Source organism: bacterium (genome assembly GCA_021158245.1).
Lineage (GTDB): Bacteria > Zhuqueibacterota > QNDG01 > QNDG01 > QNDG01 > QNDG01.
In genome coordinates this window covers 1-17,073 of record JAGGVB010000220.1, presented here as the reverse complement: position 1 = coordinate 17,073, position 17,073 = coordinate 1, and the positions used below count along the sequence as shown (strand labels likewise).

Annotated in this window: 33 protein-coding genes; 2 read left to right on the top strand and 31 right to left on the bottom strand. The window is 39.7% G+C overall.

Annotated elements, in window-relative coordinates:
- The first annotated feature begins 6 nt into the window (after nucleotides 1-6).
- Nucleotides 7-723: an anaerobic ribonucleoside-triphosphate reductase activating protein gene (locus J7K93_13565; protein MCD6118029.1), complete on the top strand. Its 717-nt coding sequence runs from the start codon at nucleotides 7-9 to the stop codon at nucleotides 721-723.
- Between the two features lie 157 nt (nucleotides 724-880).
- On the top strand, nucleotides 881-2,014 hold the full coding sequence (locus J7K93_13560) for an AAA family ATPase (protein MCD6118028.1): 1,134 nt from the start codon (nucleotides 881-883) through the stop codon (nucleotides 2,012-2,014).
- Between the two features lie 123 nt (nucleotides 2,015-2,137).
- Here the strand turns inward: J7K93_13560 and rplQ are convergent, their stop codons facing one another.
- The 31 genes from rplQ to J7K93_13405 all read right to left on the bottom strand — a co-directional run.
- A complete protein-coding gene (gene rplQ / locus J7K93_13555) occupies nucleotides 2,138-2,677 on the bottom strand; it encodes a 50S ribosomal protein L17 (GenBank protein ID MCD6118027.1) in 540 nt (179 codons plus the stop codon).
- 36 nt (nucleotides 2,678-2,713) lie between these two features.
- Nucleotides 2,714-3,703: a DNA-directed RNA polymerase subunit alpha gene (locus J7K93_13550; GenBank protein MCD6118026.1), complete on the bottom strand. Its 990-nt coding sequence runs from the start codon at nucleotides 3,701-3,703 to the stop codon at nucleotides 2,714-2,716.
- Between the two features lie 30 nt (nucleotides 3,704-3,733).
- Nucleotides 3,734-4,366, bottom strand: coding sequence for a 30S ribosomal protein S4 (gene rpsD / locus J7K93_13545; GenBank protein MCD6118025.1), 633 nt, complete (start codon nucleotides 4,364-4,366; stop codon nucleotides 3,734-3,736).
- A gap of 30 nt (nucleotides 4,367-4,396) precedes the next feature.
- Nucleotides 4,397-4,786, bottom strand: a complete 390-nt coding sequence (gene rpsK, locus J7K93_13540; GenBank protein MCD6118024.1) for a 30S ribosomal protein S11 — start codon at nucleotides 4,784-4,786, stop codon at nucleotides 4,397-4,399.
- A gap of 22 nt (nucleotides 4,787-4,808) precedes the next feature.
- Nucleotides 4,809-5,180 carry a 30S ribosomal protein S13 gene (gene rpsM, locus J7K93_13535; protein MCD6118023.1) on the bottom strand — a complete coding sequence of 124 codons (372 nt, stop codon included), beginning with the start codon at nucleotides 5,178-5,180 and terminating at the stop codon, nucleotides 4,809-4,811.
- A gap of 26 nt (nucleotides 5,181-5,206) precedes the next feature.
- Complete coding sequence (rpmJ, locus tag J7K93_13530; GenBank protein MCD6118022.1) at nucleotides 5,207-5,320, bottom strand: 50S ribosomal protein L36; 114 nt, start codon at nucleotides 5,318-5,320, stop codon at nucleotides 5,207-5,209.
- A gap of 12 nt (nucleotides 5,321-5,332) precedes the next feature.
- Nucleotides 5,333-5,551, bottom strand: coding sequence for a translation initiation factor IF-1 (gene infA / locus J7K93_13525; GenBank protein ID MCD6118021.1), 219 nt, complete (start codon nucleotides 5,549-5,551; stop codon nucleotides 5,333-5,335).
- Between the two features lie 28 nt (nucleotides 5,552-5,579).
- Nucleotides 5,580-6,230: an adenylate kinase gene (locus J7K93_13520; GenBank protein MCD6118020.1), complete on the bottom strand. Its 651-nt coding sequence runs from the start codon at nucleotides 6,228-6,230 to the stop codon at nucleotides 5,580-5,582.
- On the bottom strand, nucleotides 6,231-7,556 hold the full coding sequence (gene secY / locus J7K93_13515) for a preprotein translocase subunit SecY (protein MCD6118019.1): 1,326 nt from the start codon (nucleotides 7,554-7,556) through the stop codon (nucleotides 6,231-6,233). It abuts the gene before it with no gap.
- Nucleotides 7,553-7,990 (bottom strand): 50S ribosomal protein L15, encoded by a 438-nt coding sequence (gene rplO / locus J7K93_13510; protein ID MCD6118018.1) that lies wholly within the window; start codon nucleotides 7,988-7,990, stop codon nucleotides 7,553-7,555. Before rplO ends, secY begins: the two co-directional genes overlap by 4 nt.
- A gap of 29 nt (nucleotides 7,991-8,019) precedes the next feature.
- Nucleotides 8,020-8,205, bottom strand: a complete 186-nt coding sequence (rpmD, locus tag J7K93_13505) for a 50S ribosomal protein L30 (GenBank protein ID MCD6118017.1) — start codon at nucleotides 8,203-8,205, stop codon at nucleotides 8,020-8,022.
- 24 nt (nucleotides 8,206-8,229) lie between these two features.
- Entirely contained in the window at nucleotides 8,230-8,730 is a 501-nt protein-coding gene (gene rpsE / locus J7K93_13500; GenBank protein MCD6118016.1) for a 30S ribosomal protein S5, read from the bottom strand.
- Nucleotides 8,731-8,775: 45 nt separating this feature from the next.
- Entirely contained in the window at nucleotides 8,776-9,150 is a 375-nt protein-coding gene (locus tag J7K93_13495; GenBank protein MCD6118015.1) for a 50S ribosomal protein L18, read from the bottom strand.
- A gap of 51 nt (nucleotides 9,151-9,201) precedes the next feature.
- Nucleotides 9,202-9,738: a 50S ribosomal protein L6 gene (gene rplF / locus J7K93_13490; GenBank protein ID MCD6118014.1), complete on the bottom strand. Its 537-nt coding sequence runs from the start codon at nucleotides 9,736-9,738 to the stop codon at nucleotides 9,202-9,204.
- 30 nt (nucleotides 9,739-9,768) lie between these two features.
- The gene (gene rpsH, locus J7K93_13485; protein MCD6118013.1) at nucleotides 9,769-10,167 is read right to left on the bottom strand and encodes a 30S ribosomal protein S8; all 399 of its coding nucleotides are present in this window, start codon (nucleotides 10,165-10,167) and stop codon (nucleotides 9,769-9,771) included.
- A 35-nt stretch (nucleotides 10,168-10,202) separates the two neighbouring features.
- Nucleotides 10,203-10,388: a type Z 30S ribosomal protein S14 gene (locus tag J7K93_13480; GenBank protein MCD6118012.1), complete on the bottom strand. Its 186-nt coding sequence runs from the start codon at nucleotides 10,386-10,388 to the stop codon at nucleotides 10,203-10,205.
- A 25-nt stretch (nucleotides 10,389-10,413) separates the two neighbouring features.
- Nucleotides 10,414-10,983 (bottom strand): 50S ribosomal protein L5, encoded by a 570-nt coding sequence (rplE, locus tag J7K93_13475; protein MCD6118011.1) that lies wholly within the window; start codon nucleotides 10,981-10,983, stop codon nucleotides 10,414-10,416.
- A 27-nt stretch (nucleotides 10,984-11,010) separates the two neighbouring features.
- Nucleotides 11,011-11,331, bottom strand: a complete 321-nt coding sequence (gene rplX / locus J7K93_13470; GenBank protein MCD6118010.1) for a 50S ribosomal protein L24 — start codon at nucleotides 11,329-11,331, stop codon at nucleotides 11,011-11,013.
- Nucleotides 11,332-11,352: 21 nt separating this feature from the next.
- On the bottom strand, nucleotides 11,353-11,721 hold the full coding sequence (gene rplN / locus J7K93_13465) for a 50S ribosomal protein L14 (protein MCD6118009.1): 369 nt from the start codon (nucleotides 11,719-11,721) through the stop codon (nucleotides 11,353-11,355).
- Nucleotides 11,722-11,742: 21 nt separating this feature from the next.
- Complete coding sequence (gene rpsQ, locus J7K93_13460; protein MCD6118008.1) at nucleotides 11,743-12,000, bottom strand: 30S ribosomal protein S17; 258 nt, start codon at nucleotides 11,998-12,000, stop codon at nucleotides 11,743-11,745.
- Nucleotides 12,001-12,010: 10 nt separating this feature from the next.
- The gene (gene rpmC, locus J7K93_13455; GenBank protein MCD6118007.1) at nucleotides 12,011-12,229 is read right to left on the bottom strand and encodes a 50S ribosomal protein L29; all 219 of its coding nucleotides are present in this window, start codon (nucleotides 12,227-12,229) and stop codon (nucleotides 12,011-12,013) included.
- Nucleotides 12,229-12,654, bottom strand: a complete 426-nt coding sequence (gene rplP / locus J7K93_13450) for a 50S ribosomal protein L16 (protein ID MCD6118006.1) — start codon at nucleotides 12,652-12,654, stop codon at nucleotides 12,229-12,231. The genes rpmC and rplP overlap by 1 nt, the downstream gene beginning before the upstream one ends.
- A gap of 65 nt (nucleotides 12,655-12,719) precedes the next feature.
- Nucleotides 12,720-13,343, bottom strand: a complete 624-nt coding sequence (gene rpsC / locus J7K93_13445; protein MCD6118005.1) for a 30S ribosomal protein S3 — start codon at nucleotides 13,341-13,343, stop codon at nucleotides 12,720-12,722.
- A gap of 15 nt (nucleotides 13,344-13,358) precedes the next feature.
- Nucleotides 13,359-13,712, bottom strand: a complete 354-nt coding sequence (gene rplV, locus J7K93_13440) for a 50S ribosomal protein L22 (GenBank protein ID MCD6118004.1) — start codon at nucleotides 13,710-13,712, stop codon at nucleotides 13,359-13,361.
- A 41-nt stretch (nucleotides 13,713-13,753) separates the two neighbouring features.
- Nucleotides 13,754-14,029, bottom strand: a complete 276-nt coding sequence (rpsS, locus tag J7K93_13435; protein MCD6118003.1) for a 30S ribosomal protein S19 — start codon at nucleotides 14,027-14,029, stop codon at nucleotides 13,754-13,756.
- A gap of 11 nt (nucleotides 14,030-14,040) precedes the next feature.
- On the bottom strand, nucleotides 14,041-14,868 hold the full coding sequence (gene rplB / locus J7K93_13430; protein ID MCD6118002.1) for a 50S ribosomal protein L2: 828 nt from the start codon (nucleotides 14,866-14,868) through the stop codon (nucleotides 14,041-14,043).
- 3 nt (nucleotides 14,869-14,871) lie between these two features.
- On the bottom strand, nucleotides 14,872-15,162 hold the full coding sequence (rplW, locus tag J7K93_13425) for a 50S ribosomal protein L23 (GenBank protein ID MCD6118001.1): 291 nt from the start codon (nucleotides 15,160-15,162) through the stop codon (nucleotides 14,872-14,874).
- Nucleotides 15,159-15,788 carry a 50S ribosomal protein L4 gene (gene rplD / locus J7K93_13420; protein MCD6118000.1) on the bottom strand — a complete coding sequence of 210 codons (630 nt, stop codon included), beginning with the start codon at nucleotides 15,786-15,788 and terminating at the stop codon, nucleotides 15,159-15,161. The genes rplW and rplD overlap by 4 nt, the downstream gene beginning before the upstream one ends.
- A 23-nt stretch (nucleotides 15,789-15,811) precedes the next feature.
- The gene (rplC, locus tag J7K93_13415; protein MCD6117999.1) at nucleotides 15,812-16,426 is read right to left on the bottom strand and encodes a 50S ribosomal protein L3; all 615 of its coding nucleotides are present in this window, start codon (nucleotides 16,424-16,426) and stop codon (nucleotides 15,812-15,814) included.
- A gap of 22 nt (nucleotides 16,427-16,448) precedes the next feature.
- Nucleotides 16,449-16,760 (bottom strand): 30S ribosomal protein S10, encoded by a 312-nt coding sequence (gene rpsJ, locus J7K93_13410; protein MCD6117998.1) that lies wholly within the window; start codon nucleotides 16,758-16,760, stop codon nucleotides 16,449-16,451.
- Between the two features lie 32 nt (nucleotides 16,761-16,792).
- On the bottom strand, nucleotides 16,793-17,073 hold a 281-nt coding region (locus J7K93_13405; protein ID MCD6117997.1), incomplete at its 5' end, for an elongation factor Tu.

The window sequence follows — 17,073 nt, the reverse complement described above, 5'->3', positions numbered from 1 at the left end:
TATATTATGATTAGCGGTCTAAAAATTGCCGGAATGGATAAACAATCATTTATTGATTATCCTGGGAAGATTGCTACTTTAATTTTTACACAGGGATGTAATTTCAGATGTTTCTACTGCCATAATAAAGAACTTGTCTTACCCGAACTATTCAGCAGAAAGCTTATCAGTACTGAAACTGTAATTAATTACCTTAAAAAAAACATAGGCCTTTTGGACGCACTTGCAATAACCGGAGGGGAGCCTACTTTGCAGCAAGGCATTATACCCTTTATAGAAAACATCAAAGAACTTGGTTTTAAAGTTAAGCTTGATACTAACGGAACCGACTCCCGAACTCTAAAATATTTAATACAAAATCATCTGATTGACTACATAGCCATGGATATAAAAACATCCGTATCTTTGGCTGCATATAAAAAAATTGTCGGAGATGTTTCTCAATCTGATATAAATAACATACTGCATTCAATAGAAATTCTGTTACAGTCGAATATACAATATGAGTTCAGAACTACTGTTGTTAAAAACTTTCACGATAAAGCTATAATAGAAGATATAGGCAGGAAGATTAGAGGAGCAGATTTGTGGTTTATTCAGAATTGTATTTTCAAAAATACTTTAAAACCATTACCCGGATTTGATACTTTTGATAATAGTGAATTAGAGACGCTTGTAAAGCACGGAAATATATTTGTACGTAAAGCGATATTAAGAAATTGATTTTATTTGTTTTAAATTGTTTTCTATTTAAATATTTCCACATTGAAAATTATCGGCATTTATTTTTACCTAAATTAAATTAATAATTCCACTTGATTTTTACTTCAATTTTTAACAATTTATATGAATAATAGATGGAATGATATCAGGAGGATTCATGATAATTTCTAAAGTTAACGTAACTGCTTTTAAATCAATTAAAAAACTTTCTTTCCCTCTGGATAAACATGTAACTGTTTTTATAGGTCCCAATGAATCCGGAAAAACAAATATTTTGCGCTCAATGATGAACATTCTGCCTACTGAAGAACTTACAGCAGATAAAACCTGTCAATACTCGGACCTTTATCGTAATTCCAAACCGCCTGTTATCTCAATTGAACTTTCGGAATTCACAAGGGAAGAGCGTTCCAAATTAGCAAAAATTTATGATGGTTTCAGATCTATTGATTCATTTTGGATCCGCCGCGAGGGCCAGGAATTAAGTGATTATAAAATTGTTGTGGATGACAAGATTTTATCTATTGGGAATATTAAACCTTTGTTAAAACTCATGCCGAAAATACTATACTTTGATTCAATCTCCATTATTAATGACAGAGTAAGCTACGACGAACTGGTTGGGTCCCATCCGGATTTTCAGACAGAAAGGAATCTGCTTAAAATTGGAGATATTGATGATCCTACCATTATATTTGAAAATTCTACACGCGGAAGAAGGGCTGCAGAAGAAACCGGATGGGCAATAACAAAACGTTTAAGAGAAGTCTGGACTCAGGAACCGTCGCTTGAAATCAAACTGCGAGTTAATGGGAATTTAATGTTTATTGATTTTAGTGACGACACAACTGTTTACGACACCCCCAAATCCAGATCACTTGGCTTTTTATGGTATCTTTCATTCTATATCAACTTTATCGCAACAAGCCTTTCAGCGAAATCAAATTCATATCTTTTTCTTTTTGACGAACCGGGCCTTCATCTTCATCCGGCCGGCCAAAAGGATCTTACACAACTAATGGAAAATCTATCGCAAAAAAATCAAATTATCTATACAACACATTCGCCATTTATGATTAACAGAAATTTTCCGGATAGAGTACGGCTTGTTAATAAGAGCAACGAAGGAACTACAATTGATAATGAAGCATACAGAGAAAACTGGAGGCCGCTAAGGCAATCTATCGGCCTTACTGTAGGAGACCTTTTCTTCTTTAATACAAAAGGCCTTTTTGTCGAATTCCCCAATAAACAGAAAAGGGGTTCAAATCTTTTTCATAAAAACAAATAACCTTGTTTATTTTAATTTGACAGCTTAAAATTTTTCCTGAAAATTAGAAGTATAAACAACAAAAAGGGATTACACGAAAAGCGCTAATCCCTTTTTAATATCTTTTATAAATAAAGCTGCTAACTATTTTTTTTCTGTATCTTTGTTCTTTTTTCCCTCTTGTTCCGGTTCAATATTTTTATCTTTCACCGTTTTTTTAGCATCTTTATTCTCTTCAGATTCCTGTTTTTCATCGAACTTCTTTTTATCTTTCTTTTTTGTATCATGCTTTTCAGAATCCGCTTTTGATTTCTTCTTCTCTACTTTCTCAAATCCAACAAGTTCAAGAACTGCCATATGAGCTCCGTCCCCTGGCCTCTGTCCAAGTTTAATAACTCTTGTATATCCGCCATTTCTTTCCGAATATTTAGGGGCAACTTCATCAAACAGCATTTTCACAATACGTTTATTCTGCAATCTTTTAAACACCAGCCGGTGAGCATGGACAGTATCCTTTTTTGCAATAGTTATAAGCTTTTCAGAGTAGCTTCTTGCAGCTTTTGCTTTTGCTTCCGTTGTTTTAATATGCTTTCTCTCAAAAAGAGCCGCTGCCAAATTTGCAAGCAAAGCTTTCCTGTGAGATGCAGTACGTCCCAGTTTTTTTACAGACTTTCTGTGTCGCATTAAATTAAATCTCCCTCAAAAACGTTTTAAAATCCTTTACTGAGATGTTTGTTCTAAATACTTCATAACATCCATTCCGAAATGAAGGCCCTTTTCTCCCAAAATATTTTTCAATTCTGTAAGGGATTTCCTCCCGAAATTACGAAATTTCAGCATTTCATTTTCATCCCGCTTAACAAGGTCGCCAATTGTTTTAATTTCAGCTGCTTTCAAACAATTATGAGATCTTACTGAAAGCTCAAGTTCCTCAACGCTCATCTTAAGCAGTTTCTTTATACGCATGGCCTCCTCGTCAATTTGAGGAGCTTCATCATCAATAACAGGCTCAACATCAAAACGGATAAAAAGATCAACATGATCACGAAGAATCTGCCCTGCATAAGTAAGAGCATCATCAGGTGTAAGACTGCCGTCTGTTTCAACTTCAAGAACCAACTTTTCATAGTCAGTCTTATGTCCGACTCTTGTATTCTCAACAAAATAATTAACCTTGCGAATCGGATTGAAAACAGCATCAATCGGAATGGTTCCTATCGGTTGATCCGGAAGTTTATTCTCCTCAGCAGGCACATAACCCCTGCCGCGTCCTATGCGTAATTCAGCCTTAATCTCAGAACCCTCACCAAGTGTTGCAATGTAGTGATCCGGATTGAGGATTTCAAAATCCTGAGTATTCTTCTGCAAATCAGACGCTTTAAGATCCATAGGGCCTTTTAGTTCAAGCTGAACCCTGTCTGGTTTTTTATTAATTAGTTTTATTCTGACCTGCTTTAAATTCAGGATAATCTCTGATACATCTTCCTTAACACCAGGTATTGTTGATAACTCATGCAACACATTCTCAAAACGTACCTGTGTTATTGCCGCTCCGTGTAAAGAGGACAAGAGTACTCTGCGGAAGGCATTACCAATAGTTGCTCCATATCCTCTCTCAAGAGGCTGGATTACAAACCTTCCAAAAGTATTAGAATATGTTGAATCATCTCGTTCAACACCTTCTGGCATTTGTAATATCAAACGGTTCATTCGATCATTCCCCACTATTCGGCTGATCCATTATTTGGAATACAGCTCTACAACTAAATTTTCATTAAATGTTACAGGAATATCAGCTCTGTTAGGTATCTCTAAAACTGTACCCTGAAGCTTTGCTTTATCAAGCGCAAGCCATGGAAGCTGTTTATTCTCTTTCACTCTTTTCATTGAATCATGAATTATAATCATCTTTTTGCTTTTTTCACGTACTTCAATAACATCATTAGGCCTGACCTGATAAGATGGTATATCAACAATTTTTCCGTTAACCATAAAATGCCGATGCCTAACCAGCTGCCTTGCACTATTCCTCGAAGGTGCCAAACCCAATCTGTAAACTATGTTATCAAGCCTGCTTTCAAGCATTTTCAAAAGATTCTCACTCGTAATTCCCTTTTTACGGTTAGCCTTTTCAAAATATCCCCTGAACTGGGCTTCAAGCAAACCGTAATATCTTTTAATCTTTTGCTTCTCTCTGAGCTGAATACCGTAATCTGATATTTTTCTTGTACGTCGCCCTTTACCTGCTTGTCCAGGAGGATAGGCCTTTTTTTCCATAGCACATTTGCTGGAATAGCACCTTTCTCCTTTTAGAAAAAGCTTCTCACCTTCCCGTCGGCATAATTTACAAACTGCTTCTCTATATCTTGCCATGTTTCCTTTTCCCCGATTTTAAATCAATCATTAAACACGTCTTCTTTTTGGCGGCCTACACCCGTTATGCGGGATTGCCGTAACATCTTTAATGGCTATAACTTCAAGGCCAGCAGCCTGCAGGGCTCTTATTGCCGCTTCTCTCCCTGCACCAGGGCCCTTTACAAAAATACTTATTTTTCCAAGGCCCAATTCCATTGCCTCCTGTGCTGCAGTAGTAGCAGCAATCTGAGCTGCAAAAGGAGTATTCTTTCTTGCACCCTTAAAGCCAATTTTACCCGCTGATGCCCACGATATCACATTCCCATAGCTATCGGTCAGGGAAACAATTGTATTATTAAATGTTGCCTTGATATGAGCTTGTCCAGTTGCATCAACTCTTTCTTTTTTCTTCTTACGGCCTCTTCTCTGAGCAGCCAACTCACTCCTCCTTTACTTGTTGCTATTTACGTCTCTTTCCTGCAACAGTCTTCTTCCTGCCCTTTCTTGTACGGGCATTTGTCTTAGACCTTTGTCCCCTAACTGGCAAACCACGCCTGTGACGAAGACCACGATAACAGCCAATATCCATCAGCCGTTTAATGTTCATATTTACTTCTGAGCGCAATGCGCCTTCAACTTTGTAATTCGCATCGATAACTGACCGGATTTTAGCAACATCCTGTTCGGAAATATCTTTAACCCTCGTATCAGGATTAACTCCGGCAATTTCAAGAATTTTTCTCGACGATGTAAAGCCTATTCCGTAAATATAAGTCAGCGCTGCTTCAATGCGCTTTTCTCTCGGTAAATCTACACCTGCAATACGAGCCACTTTAACTCCTCATCTTATAATAAACTTTAACCCTGTCTCTGCTTATGGCGAGGATTCTGGCAAATAACACGTACAGTACCGTGCCGCCGTATTATTTTACACTTGTCACATATCTTTTTTACTGAAGAACGTACTTTCATTTTCAACCTCAATCATTTATAGCGATAAATAATTCTACCTCGTGTCAAATCATATGGAGAAAGCTCAACCGTAACTTTATCTCCTGGAAGAATCTTAATAAAATGCATCCTCATCTTACCTGAAACATGAGCAAGAACCTTATGTCCGCTCTCAAGCTCAACCTTAAACGTAGCATTTGGAAGCGTATCAAGAATAGTTCCGTCAACTTTAATAGGAGGCTCTTTTGCCATCTAAATTACCTCAATTCTGTTATATATATTATACATTAATTGCCTCAACTATTCTACGGTGAATATCATCTACATTTCCTATCCCGTCAATCTTAATTAGAAGTTTCCTGCCTTCATAGTAATTAATTAACGCCCTCGTACTTTCGTTATAAACCTTTAATCTATGCTTAATCGTTTCAGGCTGATCATCTTTACGTCTGATTAATATACCGCCGCATACAGGGCATTTTTCACCTTCAAGATTTTCACCGATCTTGCCTGTCATAATCTTTCCGCATTTTTCACAGACAAATCTTTGAGTTAACCTGTTAACTATAACCTCTTCCTCTACATAAACCAAAACTACAGCATCAAGCTGTGCATCAAGCTTTTCCAGTAAATTGTCAAGTTTCTCCGCCTGTACAACAGTTCTTGGAAATCCATCAAGAATGAACCCCTCTTTACAATCGTCTTTTACAAGACGCTCACCCATAATATTTATCATTAAATCATCAGGAACAAGATCTCCCGACTCAACATACTCCTTAACCTTACTACCAAGGCCTTCTCCGTTTTTCATTGAATCCCTCAGCATATCCCCTGTTGAGATATGGACCCAACCGAATCGTTTTTCGAGTAATTCAGCCTGGGTTCCCTTACCTGCACCAGGGGCACCCATAATTACCAAACGTTTTCCCATTTAACGCCGCCCTCGAAGCCTTCCTGTTTTCATGAATCCGTCGTAATGACGCATTAAAAGATGGGATTCAATCTGCTGTAAAGTATCAAGTGCGACTCCAACCATAATCAAAAGGCTTGTCCCCCCGAAAAACCCTGAGAATGAAGTCGTAACATTAAAATACTTACGTACAAAATAAGGTAAAATTGCAACTACTGCAAAAAATGCTGCAGCAGGAAGCATGATACGTGACAACACATGATCAATATATTCCGCAGTCTTTTTACCCGGTCTTACTCCCGGGACAAATCCGCCCTGTTTTCTCATATTTTCAGCTACATCCTGAGGGTTAAATGCAATTGCAGCATAAAAATATGTAAAGAACAGAATAAGCAGCCCAAACAAAGCCCAATAAACCGGAGATCCCAAATCAAAGTAACTCAGAAGATTTCCGATAACTTCATTATTCGGAAAAAATTGCTTAATGGTCTGAGGAAGAAACATAAGAGCCTGAGCAAAAATAATTGCCATAACTCCAAATCCTGATACTCTTATAGGGATATAGGTTGCCTGGCCTCCATATACTTTACGCCCTATAACACGTTTTGCATATTGAACCGGTATTTTTCGTGTCCCCTCTGTAACAAGAACAACCGCAGCAACTATTGCTAAAAAGACAGCAAAAATCAATACTTCCATTAAAAGTGCCCTGTTTCCTCCTACAAGCTGCTGCAATTCATCAAGAATTGCTGTTGGAAACCTGCCCACAATACCAATAAAAATAATAAGAGATATACCGTTTCCGATACCACGCTCTGTAATCTGCTCTCCCAGCCACATTACCAGTATTGTTCCTGCTGTAAGAGTTATTATTACCATAAGCCGGAATCCCATACCCGGATGCGGAACTGCAATAATTCCGGATTTTGTAGCGGGAAGATTCTCAAGAAATATTCCTGCACCCAATGCCTGCATAGCTGCAATAAAAATAGTACCGTAACGGGTAAGCTGGTTAATCTTTTTCCTGCCTTCTTCTCCCTCTTTCTGTAATCTCTGCAGATATGGAATAACCGAGCCCATAAGCTGCAAAATAATTGAGGCTGAAATGTACGGCATAATTCCAAGGCCGAAAATAGCGGCCCTTCGGAATGCGCCGCCTGCAAAAATATCATAAAGGCCAAACAAGGTATTAGAGCTTTGATTAAACCATTCTGTTAATGCAACCGCATTAATACCCGGCATAGGAATATGAGCCCCTACTCGATAAATAAGCAGAATCCCTATTGTAAAGAGTATTCTCTTTTTAAGATCCGGAATTTTAAAGACACTCTGGAAACTCTTGATCATAATCTAATCGCCTTTCCACCAGCTTCTTCTATTTTTCTTGCTGCTTTTTCACTAAATGCATGAGCATTTACTTCAATTGACTTAGACAGCTCTCCATCACCCAAAATCTTAACCCTGCTGTTGTTTTTACGTACAAGCCTGGCTTTAAACAAATCTTCAGGAGCTATTTTTGTCTTTTTAATACGCATTAAATCATCAATATTTACTACTTCATAAGTCTTTTTAAAAATATTGGTAAATCCTCTTTTGGGAACCCTGCGTTGAAGAGGCATCTGACCGCCTTCAAACCATGAACGCTTTTTAGAGCCACTCCTTGATCGCTGACCATTCATTCCACGGCCAGCAGTCTTTCCCAGCCCTGAACCTTGTCCTCTTCCTACTCGTTTGGACTTTTTTCTGGCACCGGGAGCATAATGTAAACTACTTAAATCCATAATTCTCCTCTACTCGGCTTTCCCCGTGTCTATCTTTTAATCTCTTCAACCTCTACAAGGTGGATTACACGCCTTATCATCCCACGTATAACCGGCGTATCATCATGTTCAACAGTATGATGCAGCCTATGTATCCCAAGCGCCGTAATAGTCGCTTTCTGCTTCTTGTTGCGCCTTATTGCGCTCTTTATCTGTGTAATTCTGAGCTTAGCCATAATACTCCATGTATCCTCAAATTATTACTCAAAAATTTCGTATACTTTTTTCCCGCGTTGTTTTGCTACCATTCTTGCATCTCTCAACTGGAGCAAAGCTTCCATCGTGGCCTTAACAACATTATGTGGATTTGCAGAACCAAGCGACTTAGTCAGGATATCCTGAATTCCCGCAGATTCTACAACAGCCCTTATTGCCCCGCCTGCAATTACACCAGTACCTGGTGATGCAGGTTTTAAAAGTACCCTGCCTGCACCAAATTTACCTATTACCGGATGAGGTATTGTTCCATTAACCATGGGAATCCTGAACAAATTTTTCTTTGCGTTCTCAGAACCTTTTGAGATTGCATAAGTCAGTTCTCTCGCTTTTCCAAGACCCACTCCAACTATTCCATTACCGTCGCCTACAACTACAATAGCATTAAAACTAAACCGCCTTCCGCCCTTCACAACCTTGGCAACACGGTTTATGTGAACGACCCTTTCCTTTAAATCGAGATCACTCGGATTAATACGTTCCAAAACTTACTCCGTTGATTTTTTCTGTTATAAACCGACTTAACTGTTTTAAAACTTAAGCCCGCCCTTACGTGCACCATCTGCAAGAGCTTTAACCCTACCATGATACAAATAGCCGTTTCTATCAAACACAACAGACTTGATATCTTTATCAACGGCTAACTTAGCTGCTTCTTCTCCAACTATTCCCGCCACATCAATTTTACTTTTAGCCTTCTTAATTTGAGCGGCAAGAGATTTTGAATTGCTCGATATACCAAGAAGTGTTTTTTGATTCACATCGTCAATAATCTGAGCATATATATTTTTCAAACTCCTGCTTACAACAAGGCGCGGACGTTCAGGAGTACCTGTCACTCTCTTTTTTATATGTTTCTTTATCCGCCTGCGGCGCAGCTCTCTGGGGGATACCTTTATTTTCATATTTACAGAACCTTTGCTCTTCTAATTAAACAATTACTACTATTAAACAATTTAGACATTAACCTTGCCGGCTTTTCTTCTTACATATTCACCTTCATAACGAATACCCTTGCCCTTATAAGGCTCAGGCGGACGAAAAGATCTGATTTTTGCCGCGACCTGCCCTACCAGTTGTTTATCAACCCCTTTGACGCTTAATTTTGTAGGAGCAGATACTTCAATCGTAATTCCGTCAGGCGGTATAAAATAGATTGGGTGAGAATATCCAAGCAATAGTACAAGCACCTTCCCCTTTAGCTCTGCCCTGTATCCGACACCTACAATTTCAAGTGATTTCGCAAAGCCTTCGGTAAGCCCGACAACCATATTATTTATCAATGATCTGGTTAACCCATGCAGAGACCTGTGAAAACGTCCGTCATCCGGGCGTTCAACAGTTAATACTCCATCTTTTATGACAATTTTCATGTCAGGATGGATTTTCTCTTCAAGCTGCCCTTTTTGCCCCTTAACAATGAGCACATCACCCTTCTGCTCAATTTCCAGTCCGGCCGGTATATTTATGGGCTGTTTCCCTACTCTAGACAATCTTCACTCCTTTTATACTTAAATTACTTTTTACCAAATACCACAAAGGACTTCACCGCCTATGTTCTCTTTTTTTGCCTGACGGTCAGTCAAAATTCCCTTAGACGTGGACAGAATAGCAATACCCAGGCCATTCATTATTCTGGGAATCTTATTTACATTGGCATACTGTCTGTATCCAGGGGTGCTTATTCTTTTAATTCCCGTAATTGCACTTACCTTATTATTGTCATATTTAAGGTAAATACGAATAATACCCTGCTTATCGTCATCAATCTCCGTAAAATTTTTAATAAAACCCTCTTCAAGAAGAATACTGCTTATACCTTTTAATACACGTGAAGCAGGGATATCAACTTTGTTTTTCTGCACCCTCAAAGCATTACGGATGCGGGTTAAATAATCAGCAATCGGATCTGTCATTGACATACACTTACTCCTAAAAAAACAATCATAACATTAATTTACCAACTCGCTTTACGTACTCCCGGTATTTCACCCGAAGACGCCAGCTCACGGAAACAAATACGGCAAAGATCAAATTTCCTTAAATATCCTCTGGATCGGCCGCATCGGCTGCACCTGTTGTACTCTCTGACTTTAAACTTTTGAGGTTTATTTGACTTTGCGATAAGTGCTTTTTTTGCCACCTCTGACTCCTAACTTTATAGTTTGCTATGCCTTTTTCCTGAAAGGCATCCCAAATTCTTTTAATAATTCATAAGCCTCTTCGTCTGTCCTGGCAGTTGTTACCATAGTAATATTCATTCCGCCGATCTTGACAACCTTATCATGGGTTATTTCAGGAAAAATAATCTGCTCTTTAATTCCGAGAGTATAATTCCCTCTGCCGTCAAACCCGCTGTCGCTTACACCCCTGAAGTCACGAACTCGAGGAAGCGCGACATTTAAAAGCCTGTCCAAAAATTCGTACATTCTCTCTCTTCGTAAAGTCACACGGCATCCGATAGGATAACCCTGCCTGATCTTAAAATTGGAAATAGCTTTTTTTGCCCTTGTAACTACAGCCTTCTGCCCTGTAATAGTAGTCAGATCATCAACTGCTGCATCAATAAGCTTTTGATCCTGCGGGCCTTCACCGACACCTATATTTAAAGCTATCTTTTTTATCCTTGGTGCCTGCATAATATTTTTATAGCCAAATTTTTTCTGCAGCTGCGGCACTATCTCATTTTTATATTTCTCAAAAAGCCGCGGAACTTTTGACTTACCTTGTTTAGCCATCTATTCAAACTCTCCTTTATAGTACCTCTATGCAGTATTAGTTAACATCTCTCCGCAATTATTACAAATCCTCACACGTCGTCCATCATCAAGAACCTTACGGCCTATTCGTGTAGGTGTATTACATTTTGGGCAAACAACCATTAAGTTAGAACTATGAATCGGTGCTTCTTTCTCAAGGATACCGCCCTGCTGATTTTTCGGCGTAGGCCTTGTATGCCTTTTTATAAAATTTATTCCTTCTACAATAACCTTGTTATCTTTTGGAAAAACCTTTAGCACCTTGCCTTGCTGCCCTTTGTGGTTACCGGCTGTTACCAGCACTGTATCACCTTTAACAATTTTCATTCTGCTGACTCCACTCACCAATTAAAGTACTTCAGGTGACAATGAAACAATCTTCATAAACTGTTTCTCACGTAATTCTCTTGCCACCGGCCCAAATATTCTCGTTCCCTTCGGCTCACCCTGATCATTGATCAAAACCACTGCATTATCATCAAACCGTAAATAAGTTCCGTCATTCCTGTTAATTTCTTTTTTGGTCCTGACGATGACTGCCTTGCTGATTTCACCTTTTTTCACAGTACCGCCGGGGATAGCACTTTTAACCGATACTACTATTATATCGCCTACAGATCCGTAACGCCGTTTTGATCCCCCCAGCACTTTAATACACTGAACTTTCTTGGCTCCGGTATTATCGGCAACATTTAATCGTGTATATTGTTGAATCATACTATATTATCTCCGTAAACCTTATTGTGCCTTTTTAATAATTTTCACCAGACGCCACCGCTTCTTTTTACTAAGCGGACGCGTTTCAGCTATTTGTACAGTGTCTCCGATTGTACACTGATTCTCTTCATCATGAGCCATAAACTTAGCTGTTTTTGTAACTAATTTACCGTATAGAGGATGGCGGAATCGCCTTACTACCTCTACCGTAACACTTTTATCCATCTTATTACTTACAACTTTACCTACAAATGTCTTTCTCTGTGATCTTCCGGTCATACCCTTCTCCTCAGCCCTGAGGCTTCTTGTCAATTCGAAGTCCCAGTTCATACTCTCTGATAACTGTCCTCAGCCGAGCAACATCCCTTCTCAAATTACGAACCTTAAGAGGATTATCCAACTGATGAAGCGCAAGCTGAAATTGAAGATTTGAAAGCTCCTCTTCAGTGTCCTCCAAACGAATCTTAATTTCCTCAAGAGGCATCTGCCGGATCTCGTCCATCTTTATCACGACTCGTCCCCCTCTTTTATTGTAGAAACAAACTTTGTTTTTAACGGCAACTTATACGAGGCAAGTCGTAAAGCCTCCTTTGCTGTATTGAACGGTACACCCTCAAGTTCAAATAGAATTCTACCTGGCTTTATTACAGCAACCCAAAATTCCGGTGCACCTTTTCCTTTTCCCATACGCGTTTCTGCTGGTTTAGTGGTAACAGGTTTATCCGGGAACACTCTTATCCACAATTTACCGCCACGCTTTATATGCCTGGTCATTGCAACACGTGCAGCCTCAATCTGCCTGCTTGTAAGCCAGCCCGGCTGTTGTGCCTTTAAACCATAAGTACCGAAAGAAATCTTGGAACCTCTGTAAGCTTTTCCTCTCATTCGGCCGCGTTGTGGTTTTCTCCATTTCACCTTTGACGGCATTAACATAACTATATACTCCTCATCAATCTCATTGAATCATCAAGTACAACTAATCACACAAGCTAATGATTTCAAACTATTTCACCTTTGCATATCCAAACCTTAACGCCGATTATTCCGTACGTAGTATGTGCTTCGATCTGTGCATAATCAATATCTGCCCGTAGGGTGTGCAGAGGAATTCTTCCTTCTCTGTACTGCTCCACCCTTGCCATCTCAGCACCACCAAGCCTGCCTGAGCAGCGTATTCTCACACCTTCAGCACCCATTCGCATTGTTGATGTAATTGCACGTTTCATTGCTCTGCGGAAAGATATTTTGGATTCAAGCTGACGCACAACATTTTCAGCAACAAGATATGCATCCAGTTCAGGGCGTTTTATCTCATGAATATTAACCTGAACATTCTGGGAAGTAATCTTCTGAAGCTCTTCTTTCAGTTTATCAACTTCCGAACCCTTTTTCCCGATAACAATACCCGGGCGGGATGTATGGATTGTTAGTGTAATTCTTTTTGGCGTCCTCTTAATCTCAATATTTGATATCCCGGCATTAGGCATACGCTTTCTTATATACTTCCGAAGCATAAGATCTTCATGAAGTTTTTTTGCAAAGTTTTTTTCATCAAACCACAGAGATTTCCATGATTTATTAATGCCGAGTCTCAACCCGATTGGATGTACCTTCTGTCCCAAAAAACTTATCCTCCATTATTCTTTTGCAGGTGCGTCTGAAACCACAATTGTAATATGCGCAAAACGTTTTCTAATCATGGTAGCCCTACCCATAGCCCTAGGTCTGAATCTTTTCATCATAGGGCCCTCGTCTACAAATATTTCTTTAATATACAAATCTTCAGGCTCTAATTTAGAAGCCTCTTCTTTGTTCATCATATTAGATACGGCAGAACGAAGAAGTTTTTCAACAGGCAGAGCGCTTCTCTTCTGAGTAAAATGCAGAAGGTTAAGTGCTTCTCCCACAGACTTATCCCTGACAAGATCTGCTACTAACCTGACCTTTCTCGGAGACATTCTAATATACCTTGCAACAGCTTTTGCTTCCATTACAGAATCTCACTCTCTTTGATACTCATAGTATTGTTCTACTATCTCTTATCAGCCTTTTTATTGCTGTGGGTTCTGAAAGTCCTTGTGGGAGAGAACTCACCCAATTTATGACCCACCATATTTTCAGTAATAAAAACCGGTATAAATTTCTTGCCATTATGTATGGCAATTGTATGCCCTACAAATTCAGGGGGAATCATACTTCTTCTTGCCCATGTTTTCACTACCTTCTTGGTATTTGACTGATTAAGCTTATCAATCTTCATAACTAACTTTTGATCGACATACGGACCTTTTTTGATGGAACGAGCCATTCCTGCTTCCTTTATCCTCTACGTTTTTTAACGATGTACTTATCAGATTTCTTACCCTTTTTACGGGTTTTGAGACCTTTTGTCATCTTACCCCACGGTGTAGTCGGATGACGTCCACCCGATGATTTTCCTTCACCTCCACCCATGGGATGGTCAATGGGATTCATTACGACCCCTCTTACCTTCGGACGTTTTCCAAGCCATCTTGAACGCCCTGCCTTACCTATAGAAATATTGACGTGATCTTCATTACCAACCTGCCCGACAGTAGCCCTGCACCTGGAAAGAATCATCCTCACCTCTCCTGATGGCAGTTTTATGAGGGCATATTTACCTTCTCTTGCCATCAACTTAGCAGATGTTCCTGCTCCGCGTACAAGCTTTCCTCCGCCGTTTGGATAGAGTTCGATATTGTGAATATCAGTACCAAAGGGAATTTTATCAAGCGGAAGCATATTTCCTACACTTACAGTTGCATTATCCCCTGATAGCACAGTATCACCGACATTTAACCCTCTTGGAGCAATGATATATCTCTTCTCACCATCCGCATAAAAAAGCAGTGCAATTCTTCCTGTTCTGTTAGGATCATATTCTATTGCAGCTACTTTTGCAGGTATATTGTCCTTATTCCTCTTAAAATCTATTACTCGATAAAGACGTTTATGCCCGCCGCCGCGGCGGCGCATTGTAACACGCCCTAAATTGTTACGTCCGGATTTTTGTTTTTTCGATCTTACAAGAGATTTTTCCGGCTTTTCTTTTGTAATTTCCTCAAACGTCGATACGGTTTTATACCGTTGCGACGGTGTTCTGGGTCTAAAACTCTTTACTGGCATATCTTAAGTACCCTCAAAAAAGTCTATGGTAAATCCTTCGTGTAAAGTAACAACAGCCTTTTTCCAATTCGACCGTCTTCCCTCAAATCTTCCCTGCTTTTTCAGCTTCCCCATAAAATTCATTGTTGCAACTTTCTTAACCTTAACATTGTAGCCTTTTTCAACAGCTGTCTTAATTTCGATTTTGTTTGCCTTACGGTCAACAACAAATGCTACTTTGTTCTCTGTTTCCTGCAACTCTGATATTTTCTCAGTTACAAGGGGATGAATAATTACTTTCCTGTTCAACTTCACTTGCTTAGGCCCTCATTTAACTTTTGAATAGCACTCTTTTGAACCAGGACAGTTTCAGCTTTTACAACATCATATGTAGAAAACTCTGCTGCCCTTTTCACATAAAATTTTGCTATATTCCGACCGGACAAATACACATTATTATCAGTCTCATTAATCAATAACAACACTTTCTTATCTTCCATGTTCAGCTTGTCCAGGATCAGGAACATATCTTTCGTTTTTGGCGCATCAAAAGAAAAATCCTCAATTGCTATTATATTGTTTTCTTTTGTCTTATGCGACAGAGCTGAGCACTTTGCAAGCCTTTTTGCTTTTTTAGGCAAAGCTTTTTTATATGTGTGCGGAACAGGCCCGAAAATTCTTCCTCCTCCGACCCACAAAGGTGAACGGATTGTTCCTGCTCTCGCTGTACCTCTCCCTTTTTGTTTCCAGGGTTTTTTACCGCCGCCATTCACCAATGCTCTGTTTTTGGTGGCTGAAAGCCCAAGCCTCTTATTAGATGCTTCGGTTGTTACTGCCTGCCAAATAGCATGATCATTTGGTTCAATACCGAACACTTTACTGTTGAGCTCTATCTGCTCACCAGATTTGGTACCGTCTATTTTATATACGTCGAGTTTCACACTACCACCTATTCGCTGTTTCCCTAATTCCGAATCTCCAAAATACTGTTTCTTGCACCCGGGACTCCACCCTTGACAAGGATGAGATTTCTGTCGGGGATGACTTTGAGGATTTCAAGGTTCCTGAGAGTAATCTGTTTACCCCCTCGACGTCCGGCCATTTTCATGCCCTTAATAACCCGTTTCGGGGTCGCAGACTGTCCAATAGAACCGGGTGCTCGCAATCTGTCCGACTGTCCGTGCGATTTTGGGCCGCCGCTGAAACCATGACGTTTCATAACACCGGCAAATCCGCCTCCCTTTGATACTCCCGTAATCTTCACTTTCTGCCCTACATTAAAGATATCTACATTGACCTTATCGCCTTCTTTGACATCAAGCTCAAAATCACGAAATTCACGAAGAACTCTATGAGGTGGAATATCAGTCTTTTTAAAATGGCCCAATTTGGGTTTATTTATCCGCTTAACCTTCTGCTCGATAAAACCCAGCTGAACAGCACTGTAACCATCTTGTTCTTTCGTCTTTACCTGTACTACAGGGCATGGCCCCGCTTCAATGAGAGTTGCTGACACTGAACGGCCAGACTCATCAAAAAAACGCGTCATGCCAATTTTTTTCCCTAAAATACCACTCATTTCACGTTATCCCTGTACAATCTCATACTTTTATTTCGACATCGACTCCGGCCGGCAATTCAAGCTTCATTAACGCATCAACAGTTTTAGGTGATGCATTCAGAATATCTATAAGCCGCTTATGAATTCTCGTCTCAAACTGTTCTCTTGATTTCTTATCCACGTGCGGTGATCTCAAAACCGTATAAATAGTCTTCTGCGTTGGCAGAGGAATCGGTCCGGAGATTGCCGCTCCTGTGGTTTTTGCGGTTTTCACAATTCTCTCAGTTGACTTATCTATGAGATTATGATCATACGCTTTTAATTTGATGCGAATTGTTTGACCAGCCACGATTTATTTACTCCTCTATCACTTTAACTTAAATCTTATTCTATAATTTTCCCGACAACACCTGCACCAACAGTACGTCCGCCTTCACGGATTGCAAACCGAAGCCCCTCTTCCATTGCTATGGGCTCAATCAGCTCTACTTTCATGTTGATGTTGTCTCCGGGCATTACCATCTCTACTCCCTCGGGAAGTTCAATTGATCCGGTTACATCTGTTGTACGGAAGAAAAACTGTGGACGGTATCCAGGGAAAAACGGTGTATGACGTCCGCCTTCTTCTTTCTTAAGTACATATACCTGACCTTCAAACTTCGTGT

What these genes read in the sequence shown, in the direction of transcription:
- J7K93_13565 (MCD6118029.1), top strand. Translation starts at nt 7, where the DNA reads ATGATTAGCGGTCTAAAAATTGCCGGAATGGATAAACAATCATTTATT.
- J7K93_13560 (MCD6118028.1), top strand. Translation starts at nt 881, where the DNA reads ATGATAATTTCTAAAGTTAACGTAACTGCTTTTAAATCAATTAAAAAA.
- rplQ (MCD6118027.1), bottom strand. Translation starts at nt 2,677, where the DNA reads ATGCGACACAGAAAGTCTGTAAAAAAACTGGGACGTACTGCATCTCAC.
- J7K93_13550 (MCD6118026.1), bottom strand. Translation starts at nt 3,703, where the DNA reads ATGAACCGTTTGATATTACAAATGCCAGAAGGTGTTGAACGAGATGAT.
- rpsD (MCD6118025.1), bottom strand. Translation starts at nt 4,366, where the DNA reads ATGGCAAGATATAGAGAAGCAGTTTGTAAATTATGCCGACGGGAAGGT.
- rpmJ (MCD6118022.1), bottom strand. Translation starts at nt 5,320, where the DNA reads ATGAAAGTACGTTCTTCAGTAAAAAAGATATGTGACAAGTGTAAAATA.
- infA (MCD6118021.1), bottom strand. Translation starts at nt 5,551, where the DNA reads ATGGCAAAAGAGCCTCCTATTAAAGTTGACGGAACTATTCTTGATACG.
- J7K93_13520 (MCD6118020.1), bottom strand. Translation starts at nt 6,230, where the DNA reads ATGGGAAAACGTTTGGTAATTATGGGTGCCCCTGGTGCAGGTAAGGGA.
- secY (MCD6118019.1), bottom strand. Translation starts at nt 7,556, where the DNA reads ATGATCAAGAGTTTCCAGAGTGTCTTTAAAATTCCGGATCTTAAAAAG.
- rplO (MCD6118018.1), bottom strand. Translation starts at nt 7,990, where the DNA reads ATGGATTTAAGTAGTTTACATTATGCTCCCGGTGCCAGAAAAAAGTCC.
- rpmD (MCD6118017.1), bottom strand. Translation starts at nt 8,205, where the DNA reads ATGGCTAAGCTCAGAATTACACAGATAAAGAGCGCAATAAGGCGCAAC.
- J7K93_13495 (MCD6118015.1), bottom strand. Translation starts at nt 9,150, where the DNA reads ATGAAAATAAAGGTATCCCCCAGAGAGCTGCGCCGCAGGCGGATAAAG.
- rpsH (MCD6118013.1), bottom strand. Translation starts at nt 10,167, where the DNA reads ATGTCAATGACAGATCCGATTGCTGATTATTTAACCCGCATCCGTAAT.
- rplE (MCD6118011.1), bottom strand. Translation starts at nt 10,983, where the DNA reads ATGGCTAAACAAGGTAAGTCAAAAGTTCCGCGGCTTTTTGAGAAATAT.
- rplX (MCD6118010.1), bottom strand. Translation starts at nt 11,331, where the DNA reads ATGAAAATTGTTAAAGGTGATACAGTGCTGGTAACAGCCGGTAACCAC.
- rplN (MCD6118009.1), bottom strand. Translation starts at nt 11,721, where the DNA reads ATGATTCAACAATATACACGATTAAATGTTGCCGATAATACCGGAGCC.
- rpsQ (MCD6118008.1), bottom strand. Translation starts at nt 12,000, where the DNA reads ATGACCGGAAGATCACAGAGAAAGACATTTGTAGGTAAAGTTGTAAGT.
- rplP (MCD6118006.1), bottom strand. Translation starts at nt 12,654, where the DNA reads ATGTTAATGCCGTCAAAGGTGAAATGGAGAAAACCACAACGCGGCCGA.
- rplV (MCD6118004.1), bottom strand. Translation starts at nt 13,712, where the DNA reads ATGGAAGCAAAAGCTGTTGCAAGGTATATTAGAATGTCTCCGAGAAAG.
- rpsS (MCD6118003.1), bottom strand. Translation starts at nt 14,029, where the DNA reads ATGGCTCGTTCCATCAAAAAAGGTCCGTATGTCGATCAAAAGTTAGTT.
- rplB (MCD6118002.1), bottom strand. Translation starts at nt 14,868, where the DNA reads ATGCCAGTAAAGAGTTTTAGACCCAGAACACCGTCGCAACGGTATAAA.
- rplC (MCD6117999.1), bottom strand. Translation starts at nt 16,426, where the DNA reads ATGAGTGGTATTTTAGGGAAAAAAATTGGCATGACGCGTTTTTTTGAT.